Genomic DNA, 16,146 nt, shown 5'->3' with positions numbered 1-16,146 from the left:
ATGGAGTACTCAGTTATGAGCGCTGTACTGACGCCTGCCGGTTTTACCGACTTCAAGGTTGCCGACATCGAACTGGCCGCCTGGGGCCGTCGCGAAATCATCATCGCCGAATCGGAAATGCCGGCACTCATGGGCCTGCGCCGCAAGTATGCCGGCGAGCAGCCACTGCGCGGCGCCAAGGTCCTGGGGTGCATTCACATGACCATCCAGACTGCCGTGCTGATCGAGACCCTGGTCGCCCTGGGCGCCGAAGTCCGCTGGTCGTCCTGCAATATCTTCTCGACCCAGGATCAGGCGGCCGCCGCCATCGCCGCCGCCGGCATCCCGGTCTATGCCTGGAAAGGCGAAACCGAAGAAGAATACGAGTGGTGCATCGAGCAGACCATCCTGCACAACGGCAGCCCCTGGGCCGCCAACATGATTCTGGACGACGGCGGCGACCTGACCCAGATCATCCATGACAAGTACCCGGCGATGCTGGACAAGATCCACGGCATCACCGAGGAAACCACCACCGGCGTGCACCGCTTGCTGGAGATGCTGGCCAAGGGCACCCTGAAAGTGCCGGCGATCAACGTCAATGACTCGGTGACCAAGAGCAAGAACGACAACAAGTACGGTTGCCGCCACAGCCTGAACGATGCGATCAAACGCGGTACCGACCACCTGCTCTCCGGCAAGCAGGCGCTGGTGATCGGTTACGGCGACGTCGGCAAGGGCTCGGCCCAGTCGCTGCGCCAGGAAGGCATGATCGTACGCGTCACCGAAGTCGATCCGATCTGCGCCATGCAGGCCTGCATGGACGGTTTCGAGCTGGTCTCGGCCTTCAAGAACGGCATCAACGACGGCACCGCCGCCAGCGTCGACAGCGCCCTGCTGGGCAAGATCGACCTGTTGGTGACCACCACCGGCAACTTCAACGTCTGCGACGCCAACATGCTCAAGGCGCTGAAAAAACGCGCGGTGGTCTGCAACATCGGTCACTTCGACAATGAAATCGATACCGCCTTTATGCGCAAGAACTGGGCCTGGGAAGAGGTCAAGCCGCAGGTGCACAAGGTTCACCGCACCGGTCCTGGCAGCTTCGACGCGCAGAACGACGACTACCTGATCCTGTTGTCCGAAGGCCGCCTGGTCAACCTGGGCAATGCCACCGGCCACCCGAGCCGGATCATGGACGGCTCCTTCGCCAACCAGGTGCTCGCACAGATCCTGCTGTTCGGCGCCAAGTTCGCCGACCTGCCGGCGAACGAGAAAGCTGCACGCCTGAGCGTCGAAGTGTTGCCGAAGAAACTCGACGAAGAAGTGGCCCTGGAAATGGTCAAGGGTTTCGGCGGCGTGGTCACGCAACTGACCCAGCAGCAGGCCGAGTACATCGGCGTGCCGCAAGAAGGCCCGTTCAAGCCTCACGCTTACCGTTACTAACCCCAGCCCCACGCTGGCAAGCCGCACGCTGCAAAACGGGGTCAAACCCCTTGCAGTCTGCGGCTTGCGGCTTGCTGCTGAGCAGGGAACCTTCTCCATGTCTCAAGAACGCCGTTTCAGTTTCGAGTTCTATCCGACCAAGACCGATGCCGGGCACGAAAAACTGCTCGCCACCGCTCATCAGCTGGCCCGCTACAAACCGGATTTCTTTTCCTGTACCTACGGTGCCGGCGGCTCGACCCGCGACCGTACGGTCAATACCGTGCTGCAACTGGAACAGGAGGTGAAGGTACCCGCCGCACCCCACCTGTCCTGTGTCGGCGATTCGAAGGCCGACCTGCGCGCCCTGCTCGCCCGGTACCAGGCCGCGGGTATCCAGCGCATCGTCGCCCTGCGCGGCGACCTGCCCTCGGGCATGGGCATGGCCAGCGGCGAACTGCGCCACGCCAATGACCTGGTGAGTTTTATCCGCGAGGAAAGCGCCGGGCATTTCCATATCGAAGTGGCCGCCTACCCGGAAATGCACCCCCAGGCACGCAGTTTCGAGGACGACCTCGCCAACTTCGTGCGCAAGGCCCGCGCCGGCGCCGACAGCGCCATCACCCAGTATTTCTTCAACGCCGACAGCTATTTCTATTTTGTCGAGCGGGTGCAGAAAATGGGCGTATCGATCCCGATCGTGCCGGGCATCATGCCGATCACCAACTACAGCAAGCTGGCGCGCTTTTCCGACGCCTGCGGTGCCGAGATTCCGCGTTGGATCCGCAAGCAACTGGAAGCCTACGGCGATGACGTGCAGAGCATCCAGGCCTATGGTGAGCAGGTCATCAGCGAGATGTGCGAGCGGCTGTTGCAAGGCGGCGCGCCGGGCCTGCATTTCTACACGCTGAACCAGGCCGAACCGAGCCTGGCGATCTGGAAAAATCTTAAGCTGCCTCGCTGAGCGCCTGTCTATTCTGCAAGGCCAGATCGGCTCGCTGCGGCGCGCCCAGACCCTGGATTGGCCAAGGCGCCGCCGGCACCAGGCCGGCGATCGGGTGGTCGGCATGATGCCCGGCACCCGCCGCCTGCAGCTTTCTTCAAGATCGGCCCGATCCAGGGCGGCACCTGGCAGGCGCCCGACGACCTGGCCGACTCGCCCTGGTTTCGCGATTAGTCGGTGTTTTTACCAAACCCATGACCCCTGTCACCGGGGCGTTGCCCCTTACTAGTCGCACAGACGCGCCGCTCTGTTATACTCGGAGTTCCCGTCAAGCTTGCGCCCGGACGCTCGGCCCTCGTTGCCCAGCAGGACCGGTCGGGAGCGCTCTTTCTAGAGCGCCTCACGCCAGACACCTTCACCCCATCGGGCTCAGCCCGCTACTAAGACAGGATTACTCATGTCCTTTGCTTCCCTCGGTCTCTCCGAGGCTTTAGTCCGCGCCATCGAGGCAGCGGGCTACACCGAGCCCACTCCAGTGCAACAGCGGGCCATTCCCGCCGTGTTGCAAGGTCGCGATCTGATGGTTGCGGCCCAAACAGGGACGGGTAAAACCGGCGGTTTCGCCTTGCCGATCCTCGAGCGGCTGTTCCCCAACGGCCATCCCGATCGCGAGCAACGCCATGGTCCACGCCAGCCCCGTGTGCTGGTGCTGACCCCGACTCGCGAACTGGCTGCGCAGGTGCACGAGAGCTTCAAGCTGTACGCCCGCGACCTTAAGTTCGTCAGCACCTGCATCTTCGGTGGTGTTGGCATGAACCCCCAGGTCCAGGCCATGGCCAAGGGTGTCGACGTGCTGGTGGCCTGCCCGGGCCGCCTGCTCGACCTCGCCGGCCAGCGCAGTGTCGATTTGTCCCACGTGGAAATCCTCGTACTGGACGAAGCCGACCGCATGCTCGACATGGGCTTTGTCCACGATGTGAAAAAGGTCCTGGCGCGACTGCCGGCCAAACGGCAGAACCTGCTGTTTTCGGCGACCTTTTCCAAGGACATCACCGACCTCGCCGGCAAGCTGCTGCACAACCCCGAGCGCATCGAAGTCACGCCACCGAACACCACGGTCGAGCGTATCGAGCAACGGGTGTTCCGCCTGCAGGCCAGCCACAAGCGTGCCCTGCTGGCACACCTGATCACTGCGGGCGCCTGGGAACAGGTGCTGGTGTTCACCCGCACCAAACACGGCGCCAACCGCCTGGCCGAGTACCTGGACAAACACGGTCTGAGCTCGGTGGCGATTCACGGCAACAAGAGCCAGAACGCCCGCACCAAAGCCCTGGCCGACTTCAAGGCCGGCGCCGTGCGCATCATGGTCGCCACCGATATCGCCGCCCGCGGCCTGGATATCGACCAGTTGCCCCACGTGGTCAACTTCGAACTGCCGAATATCGAAGAAGACTATGTGCACCGTATCGGCCGCACCGGCCGCGCCGGGCGCAGCGGTGAAGCCATTTCCCTGGTGGCGCCGGACGAAGAGAAGCTGCTCAAGGGCATTGAGCGCATGACCAAGCAGAAGATCGCCGACGGCGACCTGATGGGCTTCGATGCCAGCACTGTCGAGGCTGAAAAGCCTGAAGTGCGCGAGCGTCCCGATGTGCGCAATCCCCGTGGCCCACGCGACCCCAACAGCCCACGCGGCGGTGGCGGCGGCAGCGGTGCCGGGCGCAAGGACAAGGGCAAAGACAAGGGCCAGAGCAAGCCGGCCGCGCCACGCGCCGCCCAACCGGCCCAGCAGCCCCGCGAACAGCGCCAGCCCCGTGGCGACCGCGCAGCGCCACGCACCGCCGAGCGCGGACCGAGCGAGCGTAATGCCGCCGCCCGACTCGACAATGAAGACGCCCTGGGTAATCGCGCCCCTGACGGCCGCGCCCCCGACGAGTTCCTTGACGACGACGTGGACAATTTCGGCAACCGCGCCGACTACGTCAGCCCGCACCAGAACAAGGCGCAGAACCGCGGCCGTCGTCCTGGCGCACCGGCCACCGGCACTCCGGCCAGTTCCGGTGCCGCTCGCCCACCACGGCCCCAGGGCAGTGGTGGCCAAGGCGCCGGCGCACGTACCGGTGGCCAGGGCAAACGCCCGGCGGGCGCCGCTCCCCGTGCCAACGGCGGTGCTCGTGACGGCCAACCCCGTGGTCGCGGCCCACGCGAGCCGGTCCGTAGCGAGTCCCTGCGCCAGGAGCCGGCCGTCAAAGGTCCGCGCACCAGCCAGCCGGTGATCGTGCACAAGGAATCGAAAATCGACCGCGCGCTGACCCCCGAGCAGCTGGAACAGCTGGAGCAGCTGCCCAACCGCGCCCGCGGCGAACGCCCGGCGCTGCTGACGCGTAACCGCGAAGGTTAAGGCGACAGGCAAGTCCCGACGCCGGCCCTGTGCCGGCGTTTTTGTTGAGCCCCGTGGCGGGCCTCTGGACGTTTCCTGCTCGCCAGCGTATACAGCGTGCACGCCGCCGCTACGCCAGAGCTTCGACGCGTCTGCGGTACAGTGACGCCCACAAACACCTGGACCACAGATTTGGCCACCCCTCGCGCAATTGCCTACTGCAAAACCGCTGCATGCATTTCCCTTCTTCCGCTCCTCCTATCAATGCCTGCGCACCCAGAGGGCGCACTCATCGGCTCCCGCGGCATGCCTCGCCAGCGGACCCTGGCTGAGGACTGCGCTACACGCACTTAATTTCCACCCTCGACATCCTCTCCCCACGCAGTCACTAGGCGGTGTTTACGTGTGAGCTTCGTATTCGCCCTACCCACTCACCCTTGGTCAAAAATACCCACGATGAAGCGTCTGACACTTGGCATGCTGATTACCCTGACACTGGTGGGCGGTTGCACCGGAGATACCTACCTCGGCGAACTGAGCACCCAAGACGGTGCGCCGTTGCGGGTGCGCGACGGCGCCGACGGTTTGCTCAAACCTGGAACGATGCAGGTGAGCATTGAAACCAGCCTATGGCCCTCCGACACCCTAACCCTGAAGCACAGGACCGGTACGTTGCAACTCTCGGTCCCCGCCAATGCCTATCAAGGTCGGGCCTTGGCTCTGTCCCGCCACGAGAGCGGCCTAAACACGGATATCAAGGCTTTCTGGACAAGAGAAGATCTGGATACCTATGGGCAGACGGACTCGGTAAGCTGCACCATGCCCGGCGTCTGCCTGAAGAATGTGTCCTACCGGGTGTGTCCGGGGGGGACCTACAGTCAGTACTCCAAGGGTTATCAAAAGCACGCGAAAGATGAAGGCTGCGTGCACGAAACCCGGTTGAGCGATGACCATTTCCCGGATTGCCCGGGTAGTCGAAATGTCAGCAATACCTATCAACGCTACCACTACACCCTGAAACTCGAATTTCTGGCCCCCTCAGCGGCAGCGCTGGCCGAGTTCAACGGGTCGACCGGGCGCGCGTCGTACCTATTGCGACAGGACAGCACCAGCTCATGCACCTCGCTCGGAAGCCGCCGCTGAGCGACTCAGTACCCGGGCTCGACAATAGAACTCTTGTGTCTGTCGCTGCCGGCAAGCTGCGTTAAGCGCACCAAATGCAGGATCATGCCGGCTCAGCAGGTTATCCTCGAAGGCTGGCAGGTCCGACTCACTCACAGAAGCGTTCCTATGCAGCGATGCTGGATATTTTTTGCAGGCCTGATGCTGACCCACGCCACCCTGCTGTGGACTTCGCCCCAGGCCCTCGCGCCCTTGCTCGCTGGTACGCTTTACCTGCCCTTGATGCTGTTCCACGTCGTGGGCTTGGACGTTTACAGCCTGGCGTACTATGGTGGCTGGCCGGCGCCCTCGCCGCTGGGCTGAGGTCTGCAGGCGTGGCTCTGGGGCTTATTCTGGTGGGCCATTGCCGTACTGCCTGCACGCCTGCTCACACTGCGCGCGCACTAGGCAGTGCCCTGCCCTGGCGTGCTTCATCGCAATCGCCACAACACCACCGAAATACGGCGTAACCAAGCGCCATGCCGGCCATCTGGACGCTTTCTGCGCGCCGGGGTATACAGCTGATACGCCGCTCGCCCACCAGACGTTCGACTCGTCTGCGGAGCCGCGGCGCCCACGGCAACCTGGACCACAGACTTGGCCACCTCGCGCGCATTGCATCGCTTTGACACTTCCCCGCTTGCGTACCGCCCTCACTTGCCCACTATCGCGCGCTCTTCTGGCAGCCATCACCTGCGCCCGCGGTATGCCTCGCCGGCCGACCCTGACTGACGACGCCACCCCGCGCGTTTAATACCGATTCTCGAACACCCCGCTCGCGCAATAGCTACGCGGCCGGGCGTCCTGCGCTGGCCGGTCGCGCGCCAGGCGTTCGAGCGACCTGCTTCCACCGCCCCAGTCAAAGACACCGACGATGAAATCCCTGACATTGAGCATGCTGATAACGCTGGCACTGACCACTGGCTGTACCCGGCAATACACCACCGGCGAGCTGACCACCCACGACGGTGCGCCCCTGCGGCTGTCCGCCGAGGGCGGCGCCGGGCTGATCCACCCGGGGACACTGCACGTCAGCTTTGCCACCGCCCCACTGTTTTCCGCCGACCTGACACTGGGGCATGCAAACGGCACCCTCGAAACGTCAGTGCCCGCCAGCGCCTACCAAGGCGGCAGCTTCTTCCTCAGCCGTAGCGACAGCGGCTTGACGTGCGATATCAGGGCCTCTTGGACGCAATCGTACCTGGGTAGCTACGAAAAATCGGAGCAGGCACGCTGCGAGACACCCGGGATCTGCTCGAGAAGCGTGTCGCGCCTTGAGTGCCCGAATAAAACCTACAGCCAGTACTCGGAGGGGTATAAAAAACATGAAGACGACGAAGGTTGCGAGTATGAAAACGAATGGGTCACCGAGTATTTTCCCGATTGCCCAGGCAGCCAGTGGGTCATGAACACCTATCAGACCTATCTCTATGCCCTGAAACTGGAGTTCCTGATGCCACAGAGGTCCCCCCTACCATTGGCCGAATACAACGGCGAATCGGGTCGATTCTCCTATGTGGTACGTCAGCGCGTCGAAAGCGCCTGCAGCGCAGGTTGGTGATATTCAGTCGCGGCCAGTCGACCATCAGGGCCAGCAGGCGCAGGCAAAAAAACGCCGACCCAGGGGTCGGCGTCGGGTGTTAGGAGAACGCCTTACTGGCGCACGCCTTCCACCGAGATGATCAGCTCGACTTCCTGGGCGGTCTCACCAAGGTCCTTCTGGATCGCGAAGTCCTTCAGCTTCAACTTGGTGGAGCCCTCGAAGCCGGCGCGGTAATCGCCCCATTGGCTCTCACCCTGGCCGATAAACTTGGCGGCGATCACCACCGGCTTGGTCACGCCGTTGAGGGTCAGGTCACCGGTGATGTCGGCGGTGCCGCTGCCGGTGGACTTGACGCCGGTGGAGACGAAGGTGGCGGTGGGGTTCTTGTCGACGTTGAGGAAATCCTTGCTGCGGATGTGCTTGTCGCGCTCGGCGTGGTTGGAGTCGACGCTGGCGGTGTTCAGCGTGACCTTGACCTTGCTCGCCTCGGGGTTTTTCTCGTCGTAGCTAAAGGTGCCGTCGAAGTCCTTGAAGGTGCCGTACAACCAGCTAAAGCCCAGGTGGCTGATCTTGAAGTTGACGAAGGCGTGTTGGCCTTGCTTGTCGATCGCATAGTCGGCAGCCATGGCCTGACCGGCGCCCAACAGTGCCGTGCCCAGGGCCAGCGCGGTAAGGGTTTTCTTCAACATGAGTGAGTATCCTTTTAGTGCAGGGTTAATCCGCGCGGCGCCCGAGCATGCGTGTCAGGGTGGCATCGCGGTCGATGAAATGGTGTTTCAGGGCCGCCAGTCCATGCAGACTGGCGAAAACCACCAGGCCCCAGGCCAGGTATTCGTGAATCCAACCCGCCAGGTCGGCCTGTTCGGGAATACTGGTGATACTGGCAGGCACCTCGAACAGGCCGAATACCGCGATGCCGCGTCCGTCGGCGGTGGAAATCAGGTAACCCGAGACCATCAGCGCGAACAGACCGAGATAGAGCAGGGCGTGGCCGAAGGTGGCACCCAGGCGGGTCATGCGGCTGTAACTGTTGAGCGGCGGCGGCGGTGGGCTGACAAACCGCCAGAGCAGGCGCAGCAGCATCAAGGCGAACAGCGTCAGCCCGATGCTTTTATGCAGGGCCGGCGCGGTATGGCTCCAACTGCTGTAATAGTCCAGCTCGACCATCCAGAGCCCCAGGCCGAACAGGCTGAAGACCGTCAGGGCAATTCCCCAATGCAGCGCCATGCTGACCAGTCCGTAGCGGTAAGGGGTGTTTCGCCATTGCATATCGGGGTACGTCCTTGAAAACAATGGGTTCAGATTAGCGCCTAATCTATCGAATTAAAGCGGAAAATTTTGCTTTGAAATATCGAGAAATACGATTGATAGGCCGTTTTTTCAAACCAACCCGGTTAGTGCTCCACTCGCCTGGCAAGTTCCCGAGCCGTCGCCCAGCGGCTGCTACAGGGCCACCAACGGCCAGCTTGCAGGGCCTCCCACGGCTACACGCGCTCGTGGCGGTTGTCGCTGCCGCGCGCATTGCTTAGGCTAGCGTCCCTGCGCACCGCCCCCTCGCCCACGAGGCCCGGCCGGCAGCGTTTGCCACCCATGGGCGAGGAGAGACGAGATGGGCCTGAACGACCAGTGGATGCAGCGGGATTTGGCGGTGCTCTGGCATCCCTGCACCCAGATGAAGGACCACGAGCAGTTGCCCCTGGTGCCGATCAAACGTGGCGAGGGTGTCTGGCTGGAAGACTTCGAGGGCAAACGCTATCTGGATGCCGTCAGTTCCTGGTGGGTGAATGTCTTCGGCCATGCCAACCCAAGGATCAATCAGCGCATCAAGGATCAGGTCGACCAGCTGGAACACGTGATGCTCGCCGGGTTCAGCCACCAGCCGGTAATCGAGTTGTCCGAGCGCCTGGTGCGCATCACCCCGGCCGGCTTGGACCGGGTGTTCTATGCCGACAACGGTTCTTCGGGTATCGAAGTGGCGCTGAAGATGAGCTTCCATTACTGGCTCAACAGCGGCCAATCGGCGAAAAAGCGCTTTGTCACCCTGACCAACAGTTACCACGGCGAAACCGTAGCCGCCATGTCGGTGGGCGACGTCGCCCTGTTCACCGAAACCTACAAGCCGCTGTTGCTGGACACCCTCAAGGTGCCCAGTCCGGACTGCTATCACCGTCCCGAAGGGGTAAGCTGGGAAGCCCACTCGCGAACCATGTTCGCCCACATGGAGCAGTGCCTGGACGAGCATCACCAGGAGGTTGCCGCGGTCATAGTCGAACCGCTGATCCAGGGTGCCGGCGGCATGCGCATGTACCATCCGGTGTACCTGCAGCTGCTGCGCGACGCCTGCGACCGCTATGGCGTGCACCTGATTCTCGATGAAATCGCGGTGGGCTTCGGCCGCACCGGCACCATGTTCGCCTGCGAGCAGGCGGGCATCGCGCCGGACTTTCTCTGCCTGTCGAAGGCCCTGACCGGCGGCTACCTGCCGATGGCCGCGGTACTGACCAGCGACCAGGTCTACCAGGCCTTCTACGACGACTACCCGACCCTGCGCGCGTTTCTGCATTCGCACACCTACACCGGCAACCCGCTGGCCTGCGCCGCCGCCCTGGCGACCCTGGATATCTTCGAGCAGGACAACGTGATCGAGAACAACCGTCGCCTCGCGGCGCGCATGGCCAGCGCCACGGCCCACCTGGCCGACCACCCGCATGTGGCGGAAGTGCGCCAGACAGGCATGACGCTGGCCATCGAGATGGTCCAGGACAAAGCCAGCAAGACCCCTTACGCCTGGCAGGAACGCCGTGGCCTGAAGGTGTTCCAGCACGCCTTGTCCCGTGGCGCCTTGCTCCGTCCGTTGGGCAGCGTGGTGTACTTCCTGCCGCCATACGTCATCACCGAGGAACAGATCGACTTTCTCGCCGAAGTGGCCAGCGAGGGCATTGACCTGGCCACCCGCAGCGCCGTTCACGTAGCGGTCAGCGGCCGTCATCCGGAGTTCCGCGACCCGGGCTAAAAGCGCCGGCAGGCTACTAGCCCCCCGTAGAAAGCTTTAAGCTTGCGGCTTCTCACTTGCCGCGTGCAGCTGCCCCTATGCGCCTTTCCCGCTTTTTTATCGATGCCCCGCTAACCCTTGGCGCCCATGACTTGCCCGAAGCCCAGGCCCACTACATCGGCCGGGTGCTGCGCCACACGGTCGGCGATGCGGTGCAGTTGTTCGATGGCAGCGGCCAGGAATACCTCGGTAAATTGGTCGAGGTAAGCAAGAAAAACCTGCGCGTGGAGCTGCGCGAACAGTTCGCCGGGCAAGCCGAGTCGCGGCTCGCCGTGCACCTGGGCCAGGGACTGTCGCGCGGCGAACGCATGGACTGGGCGATCCAGAAAGCCACTGAACTGGGGGTCACGCAGATCACTCCGATCGTCAGCGAACGCTGCGAAGTACGGCTCAAGGACGAACGCACCGACAAGCGCATGGCCCACTGGCGCCAGGTGGCGATCAGCGCCTGCGAGCAATGCGGGCGTTCGGTGCTGCCGTTGATCCACGCTCCCCTGCCTCTGGCCGACTGGCTGCAACAGACCCAGGCCGACCTCAAGCTGGTACTGCATCCGGTGGCCGAGCCGCTGGCCACTCATGCCACACCGGCGACCCTGGCGTTCCTGATCGGCCCGGAAGGCGGCTTGAACGACGCCGAAGTGGCACTGGCGCTAAAGGCCGCGTTTCACGCAGCCCGTCTCGGCCCCCGCGTGCTGCGCACCGAGACCGCGGCGGTGGTAGCGCTGAGCCTGGCCCAGCAGCTGTGGGGCGACTTCTAGGGCCTGTGGATTCCGTGCGCATGGGTTACACGCAAAAGGGACCCCATGTGGTTGTAGGACTTGGCAAAGGATGATCATGCCCTCTACGACGTTGTAGGAGGCCCGCCCTCGGGCCGAACAGTGTTGGGGTGCCATGCGCAACATCCAGGTAACGCGACGCCCTTCGGCGCGAGGGCGCGCCTCCCACAGCCACCCAAGCCGCCACGTCCTAGGCTGACTTACAGGCCGCGCAGCGCCAAACCGGCCAGGACGAACAGCAGCACCCCGCACACCCCATGACTGACCCGGTGCCAGAACGGCGTCGCGGCCCTGCGCAACCAGTCCACCAACGCCGCGCTGATAAAACAGCAGAGCAGCGAGGCCAGCATAAAGCCAGCGAAGAACACCAGCGCCTGGGCCTGGCTGGGCACACCCTCGACAATGCCGGCCAACGCGCTACCCAACGCGCCCCAATAAACCAGATTCTTCGGGTTGGACAGGGAAATCAGCGCACCGGCCCAAAACGCCCCGCGCGCCGCCTGACCCGCGGTACTTGTCGGCTGCGCCGGCCGCAGCGCATCGCCCAGGCTTTGCCAGCCCAACCAGGCCAGGTAGGCCGCACATGCGAGGGTCAGCGGTAACCGGACCGCCTCTTGGGCCAATAGCAGTGCCAGTCCCGTGAGGCCGATCAGCGCCCAGAGCGCATCGCCTATTAACGAACCGAACTGCACCAGCAAGGCCGGGCGAAACCCGTGATTCAATCCCCGGCGCAAGGTCTCGGCCAAAACCGCTCCGGGCGACAGGCAAAAGACGAAACCAAATAGCAGGGCGGCGAAAAAGACGACGAGCATCGAACAGCACTCCAGCGGATAGAGCACTGAGCTTCGCGTAGCCAGCGGAGAAAATCTTGTACGGGATTGCAGCGGATCAGCCGCGGACGGCACGTTGGTACTGCCCCGGGGGTAGGCCATAAGCCGCGCGAAAATGCCGGGTCAGATGGCTTTGATCCACGAAGCCCAGGCACTGGGCGATCTCGGTGACGGCTCGCCCCTGGCGCAACAGGCCTTGGGCGCGGCGGGTGCGCAGTTGCATGGCCCATTGCCGAGGGCTGAGACCGGTGTCTTTCTGAAAGGCGCGCAGCAACTGGAATTTCGACAGCCCGCACAACAGGGCCATTTGCTCCAGGCTGGGGGCGCTGTCCAGTTGCGCCGCCAGCCACTCCTTCACCTGGGTCACGGCGCGGTTGCCCAGGTGAGTCGAGGCCGGTATGCGCACACCGCAGGCCAGGACGAGCTCGCCCAGTAGCACCAGCAATTGCTCTTCGGCCCCTTCGCGCACAAAGGCATCCGCGCTCAGGCCATGCTCGACCGCTTGCGCCAGACGTTGCACCAGCCAAGGCGATCGTAACGCCGGACGGGCGAATTCCAGATACGCCAAGCCCAGACTGTGGACCAACAGCTCGGGGGGCAGGTACAGGCTGACAAAACGCCAGGGCTGTCCCTCGGCCACCCCACCGCCCTGAATTTGTCCAGGGTTGTAAGTGGTGAGGGTGCCGGCATCGGCGTCGAAGTTACGACCATCGAGCCATACCCGCTCATGGCCGAGCAGGTTGGCGCTGATCACGAACTCCTCGTGACTGTGTTTTGCGAATCGCTGACCCTGGCCATCAAAGCGGGCCACTTCGACCGCGCCGATCAGCCGATGGTCCGACCCGGCCATCAGTGGATCAGATCAGCTCGGCATCGGCGAGCAGTTGTTCCAGCGCCTCGAGGTCGGGAATCTTCACCACTTCACCGGCCACGCTGGCGGCGCCTTGCTCGAAAGCCGCCAACTCGGCATCGGAACGCGCCAGGTCGGCGCCGAGTTTTATCGAGCGTGGAATGCCCTGCACCAGCAGCGCGATGAATTTCACATGGGAACGTCCACCGGCAGCGTTCAGCACCGCCACCCGCGCGCCCATCCCGGCTGCGTGCGGGCGCCCCGTGGAGGCGGCCTCGAACGACAACAAGGGCAGGCGCAGATCGCGCCACGCCACCTGGCCGAGGAACCAGTCGGGCATGCCCGGGGTGACCTGCGGGGTACGGTAGGGAATCAGCTCGGCGACTACCACGTTGGGCAGCAACAAGGTGCGGTCGGCCAGGGGAATCAACAAACCGGTCAGGCTGGTGATGCTATTGGGAGTGGCTACGGCTTGGCTCATGGACATGTCCTGCAACGGCATCGGCGGGCCGGGCGGCTGGGGCAACAACCCCGCGTCAACCCGGCGAAAATGGGCAACTCATAAAGGCAACGCGGCAGGTGACACGCCCACCGGCACCATGACGATCAACACAGCGGTCGGCCGCAGCCAACGCTTACTCGCACTGCGCGGTGAGATGGCTCACCAGATTGGCCGCCAGCTCCCGCGGGTCGCCACTGAAGGCGCTGTAACCGCCCTCGCGCAAGCTGTCCGGCATGCTCGGACAGGCACAGCTATCGGCCCGCTGGGTCCAGATGGCCCCGCCCTGGCGCCGCACATAGGCCGCCGCGGCACTGCCGTCGCTGCCCATGCCGCTAAAGGCCATCACGCCGCACTGGGCACCGTAACACTGCGCCAAATTCAGCATCATCTGGTCGATGGACGGGCTGTAGGGCTCCGGCCAGCCGTGGCTGGCGATCTGCATGGCACCGTCGTCGGCAAAGCCCAGCTCATGGGAAATCGGTGCGACCACCACTTCGCCACAGCGAATGCTGTCGCCACCACGGGCCGGGTTGACGTGCCACTGGCTGTGACGCCCCACCGCCTGGGGCAAGGCCCCTTCAAAACTGGCATCGATATGTTGGGCGTAGATAAAGCCTACCGGCAGGCCGCCGGGCAGCGCATCGAGGAACGCCTTGACCGCCGCCGGCCCGCCCAGGGAAGCGGCCAGCAACCAGACCTGGCGCGCGGGCTCACCAGCGACCAGTGGCGTGCCCGCCAACGCCGCTGGCAGCTCCAGGCGCACCGGGCGCTGGGCCTCGGCCAGCAGCGCGTCCAGGCTGGGCCCCACCGCCTGGGACGGATCGCCGACCAGCCGCTTGAGCTTGCCGAACAGGCGACGCTCCCAGCGTGGGTAATTCTCGGAATGGCGCTCCGGCGCATGGCCTTCGCCGAACAACACCGGGGCGGTCGCGCGCTCCAGCAATCGGTCGATCAACGGCGAGTCGTCGGTTTGCGCCAAGTCCACCAACCACAGGTCCGCCTCGCAGGCGGCCAGCGCTTCGTCGTCCAGGCGGGCCGGGTCGCTGTTGAGCACCACCCGGTAGCCATTGGCGGCCAAGGCCTGCTGCAGCACGTGGCGCTGCAGCGAGGTGTCGGCGATCACCGCGATCCGCGCGGCAGCGCGTTCGGTCATGTCCGCTCGACCGGTTGGCGATTGACCAACTGCGCGATGGTTTCAAGCAGCAACGACTCCTGGTAAGGCTTGCCCAGGTACTCGTTGACGCCAATGTTCATCGCCCGGTCGCGGTGCTTCTCGCCGGTCCGTGAGGTGATCATGATGATCGGCAAGTCCTTCAGGCGCTCGTCGTGCCGCACCAGGGTGGCCACTTCGAAACCGTCCATGCGCGGCATTTCGATGTCCAGCAGCATGATATCCGGCTTGTGCTCCTGCAGTTGCGAGATCGCATCCACCCCGTCCTTGGCGGTCAGCACGTTCATGCCATTGCGTTCCAGCAGACGGGTGGTGACCTTGCGCACGGTCACCGAGTCGTCCACCACCATGACCAGCGTCGGCCGTTCGGCTTCGACTTCCGCGGCGATTTCCGCGCGCGTGGCCAAACGCGGCTGCAGGGTATTGAGCAGGTGTGCATGCAGCACCCGAATGGTGGCCAGCAGGTCGAGAATGATCACCACGCGACCGTCACCCAGGATGGTCGCACCGGACACCCCGTGCACCCCGGAGAACTGCGGCCCGAGGCTTTTCACCACGATCTCCCGCGAACCCGCCAGGCTGTCGACCTGCACCGCCACGGCGTGCTCGGTGGAGCGCACCAGGATCACCGGCAATGGCAGGCTCTGCCCAACCAGCTTGGGCTGTTGCCCGTTGTTCAGCAGGTCGCCCAGGTAGCGCAGCTCATAGGCCTGGCCGGCGTACTCGAAGCGCGGTGCATCCGGCTGGTAGTAGGCTTCCAGCTCGTAGGGCGAGACCCGCACGATACCTTCGATGGTGTTCAACGGGATGGCGTACAGGTCCTCGCCGGACAGCACCATCAGGGCGCGGTTGACCGACACGGTAAAGGGCAGGCGAATGCGGAAGGTCGAACCAACCCCCGGCGTCGACTCGATGCTCATGGAACCGCCGAGTTGCTTGACCTCGGAGTGCACCACATCCATGCCCACGCCACGACCGGAGATCTGCGTGACTTTCTCGGCCGTGGAGAAACCAGCCTCCAGAATGAACTGCAGGATTTCGTGATCGCTGAGATCAGATTCGCTGTCCATCATGCCGCGCTCGATCGCCTTGCGGCGTACCGCGTCGAGGCGGATACCGCCACCGTCATCCACCAGGGTCAGCACGATATCGCCGCCCTCGCGCCCGATATCCAGGCGAATGTTGCCCGTTTCCGGCTTGCCCGCGGCGCGGCGGATCTCGCCACGCTCGATACCGTGGTCGACGGCGTTACGCAGCATATGCTCCAGCGGCGCGACGATCCGCTCGAGCACGGTACGGTCCATCTCACCGTCGGCGTTACCCACCGCGAATTCGACCTGCTTGCCCAGCTCGCCCGCCACTTGCCGGACGATACGGCGCAGACGCGGCACCAGGCGGTCGAAGGGCACCATGCGCGTACGCATCAGGCCTTCCTGCAATTCGGTGTTGATGCGGCCTTGCTGTTGCAGCAGGTTTTCCGCGTCCTGATTGCGTCGATCAAGGGTTTCCTTGAGGTCGAGCAGGTCGGAGGCAGATT

15 protein-coding genes are annotated in these 16,146 nt (G+C 63.9%); 8 read left to right on the top strand and 7 right to left on the bottom strand.

Annotated elements, in window-relative coordinates:
* The first annotated feature begins 15 nt into the window (after window positions 1-15).
* From ahcY to ABWY06_RS18080, 6 genes are all read left to right on the top strand, one after another.
* On the top strand, window positions 16-1,425 hold the full coding sequence (ahcY, locus tag ABWY06_RS18110; protein ID WP_353926973.1) for an adenosylhomocysteinase: 1,410 nt from the start codon (window positions 16-18) through the stop codon (window positions 1,423-1,425).
* 97 nt (window positions 1,426-1,522) lie between these two features.
* The gene (gene metF / locus ABWY06_RS18105) at window positions 1,523-2,368 is read left to right on the top strand and encodes a methylenetetrahydrofolate reductase [NAD(P)H] (RefSeq protein WP_353926972.1); all 846 of its coding nucleotides are present in this window, start codon (window positions 1,523-1,525) and stop codon (window positions 2,366-2,368) included.
* Window positions 2,369-2,804: 436 nt separating this feature from the next.
* Complete coding sequence (gene rhlE2, locus ABWY06_RS18095; RefSeq protein WP_353926971.1) at window positions 2,805-4,745, top strand: RNA helicase RhlE2; 1,941 nt, start codon at window positions 2,805-2,807, stop codon at window positions 4,743-4,745.
* A 435-nt stretch (window positions 4,746-5,180) separates the two neighbouring features.
* The gene (locus tag ABWY06_RS18090; RefSeq protein ID WP_353926970.1) at window positions 5,181-5,867 is read left to right on the top strand and encodes a hypothetical protein; all 687 of its coding nucleotides are present in this window, start codon (window positions 5,181-5,183) and stop codon (window positions 5,865-5,867) included.
* Between the two features lie 180 nt (window positions 5,868-6,047).
* On the top strand, window positions 6,048-6,209 hold the full coding sequence (locus ABWY06_RS18085; protein WP_353926969.1) for a hypothetical protein: 162 nt from the start codon (window positions 6,048-6,050) through the stop codon (window positions 6,207-6,209).
* Between the two features lie 550 nt (window positions 6,210-6,759).
* Window positions 6,760-7,446 (top strand): hypothetical protein, encoded by a 687-nt coding sequence (locus ABWY06_RS18080; RefSeq protein ID WP_353926968.1) that lies wholly within the window; start codon window positions 6,760-6,762, stop codon window positions 7,444-7,446.
* A gap of 92 nt (window positions 7,447-7,538) precedes the next feature.
* Here the strand turns inward: ABWY06_RS18080 and ABWY06_RS18075 are convergent, their stop codons facing one another.
* Window positions 7,539-8,117 carry a YceI family protein gene (locus ABWY06_RS18075; protein WP_353926967.1) on the bottom strand — a complete coding sequence of 193 codons (579 nt, stop codon included), beginning with the start codon at window positions 8,115-8,117 and terminating at the stop codon, window positions 7,539-7,541.
* 25 nt (window positions 8,118-8,142) lie between these two features.
* Window positions 8,143-8,697 carry a cytochrome b gene (locus ABWY06_RS18070; RefSeq protein ID WP_353926966.1) on the bottom strand — a complete coding sequence of 185 codons (555 nt, stop codon included), beginning with the start codon at window positions 8,695-8,697 and terminating at the stop codon, window positions 8,143-8,145.
* A gap of 340 nt (window positions 8,698-9,037) precedes the next feature.
* Between ABWY06_RS18070 and ABWY06_RS18065 the strand changes: the two genes are divergently transcribed.
* Both ABWY06_RS18065 and ABWY06_RS18060 read left to right on the top strand, forming a co-directional pair.
* On the top strand, window positions 9,038-10,441 hold the full coding sequence (locus tag ABWY06_RS18065; RefSeq protein ID WP_353926965.1) for an adenosylmethionine--8-amino-7-oxononanoate transaminase: 1,404 nt from the start codon (window positions 9,038-9,040) through the stop codon (window positions 10,439-10,441).
* A gap of 77 nt (window positions 10,442-10,518) precedes the next feature.
* Complete coding sequence (locus ABWY06_RS18060) at window positions 10,519-11,238, top strand: 16S rRNA (uracil(1498)-N(3))-methyltransferase (RefSeq protein WP_353926964.1); 720 nt, start codon at window positions 10,519-10,521, stop codon at window positions 11,236-11,238.
* A gap of 218 nt (window positions 11,239-11,456) precedes the next feature.
* On the opposite strand, the gene ABWY06_RS18055 is transcribed toward ABWY06_RS18060, so the two are convergent.
* The 5 genes from ABWY06_RS18055 to ABWY06_RS18035 form a co-directional block, all read right to left on the bottom strand.
* Window positions 11,457-12,068, bottom strand: coding sequence for a LysE family transporter (locus tag ABWY06_RS18055; protein WP_353926963.1), 612 nt, complete (start codon window positions 12,066-12,068; stop codon window positions 11,457-11,459).
* Window positions 12,069-12,144: 76 nt separating this feature from the next.
* Window positions 12,145-12,936, bottom strand: coding sequence for an AraC family transcriptional regulator (locus ABWY06_RS18050; protein ID WP_353926962.1), 792 nt, complete (start codon window positions 12,934-12,936; stop codon window positions 12,145-12,147).
* A 7-nt stretch (window positions 12,937-12,943) separates the two neighbouring features.
* Window positions 12,944-13,417 (bottom strand): chemotaxis protein CheW, encoded by a 474-nt coding sequence (locus ABWY06_RS18045; protein ID WP_353926961.1) that lies wholly within the window; start codon window positions 13,415-13,417, stop codon window positions 12,944-12,946.
* Between the two features lie 154 nt (window positions 13,418-13,571).
* On the bottom strand, window positions 13,572-14,591 hold the full coding sequence (locus ABWY06_RS18040; RefSeq protein WP_353926960.1) for a chemotaxis protein CheB: 1,020 nt from the start codon (window positions 14,589-14,591) through the stop codon (window positions 13,572-13,574).
* A partial coding sequence (locus ABWY06_RS18035) for a hybrid sensor histidine kinase/response regulator (RefSeq protein ID WP_353926959.1) occupies window positions 14,588-16,146 on the bottom strand: 1,559 nt, incomplete at its 5' end. The genes ABWY06_RS18040 and ABWY06_RS18035, both read right to left, overlap by 4 nt.

Source organism: Pseudomonas sp., from assembly GCF_040514055.1.
In the GTDB taxonomy this organism is placed as follows: Bacteria; Pseudomonadota; Gammaproteobacteria; order Pseudomonadales; family Pseudomonadaceae; genus Aquipseudomonas.
This window is presented reverse-complemented; position numbering and strand designations above follow the sequence as displayed.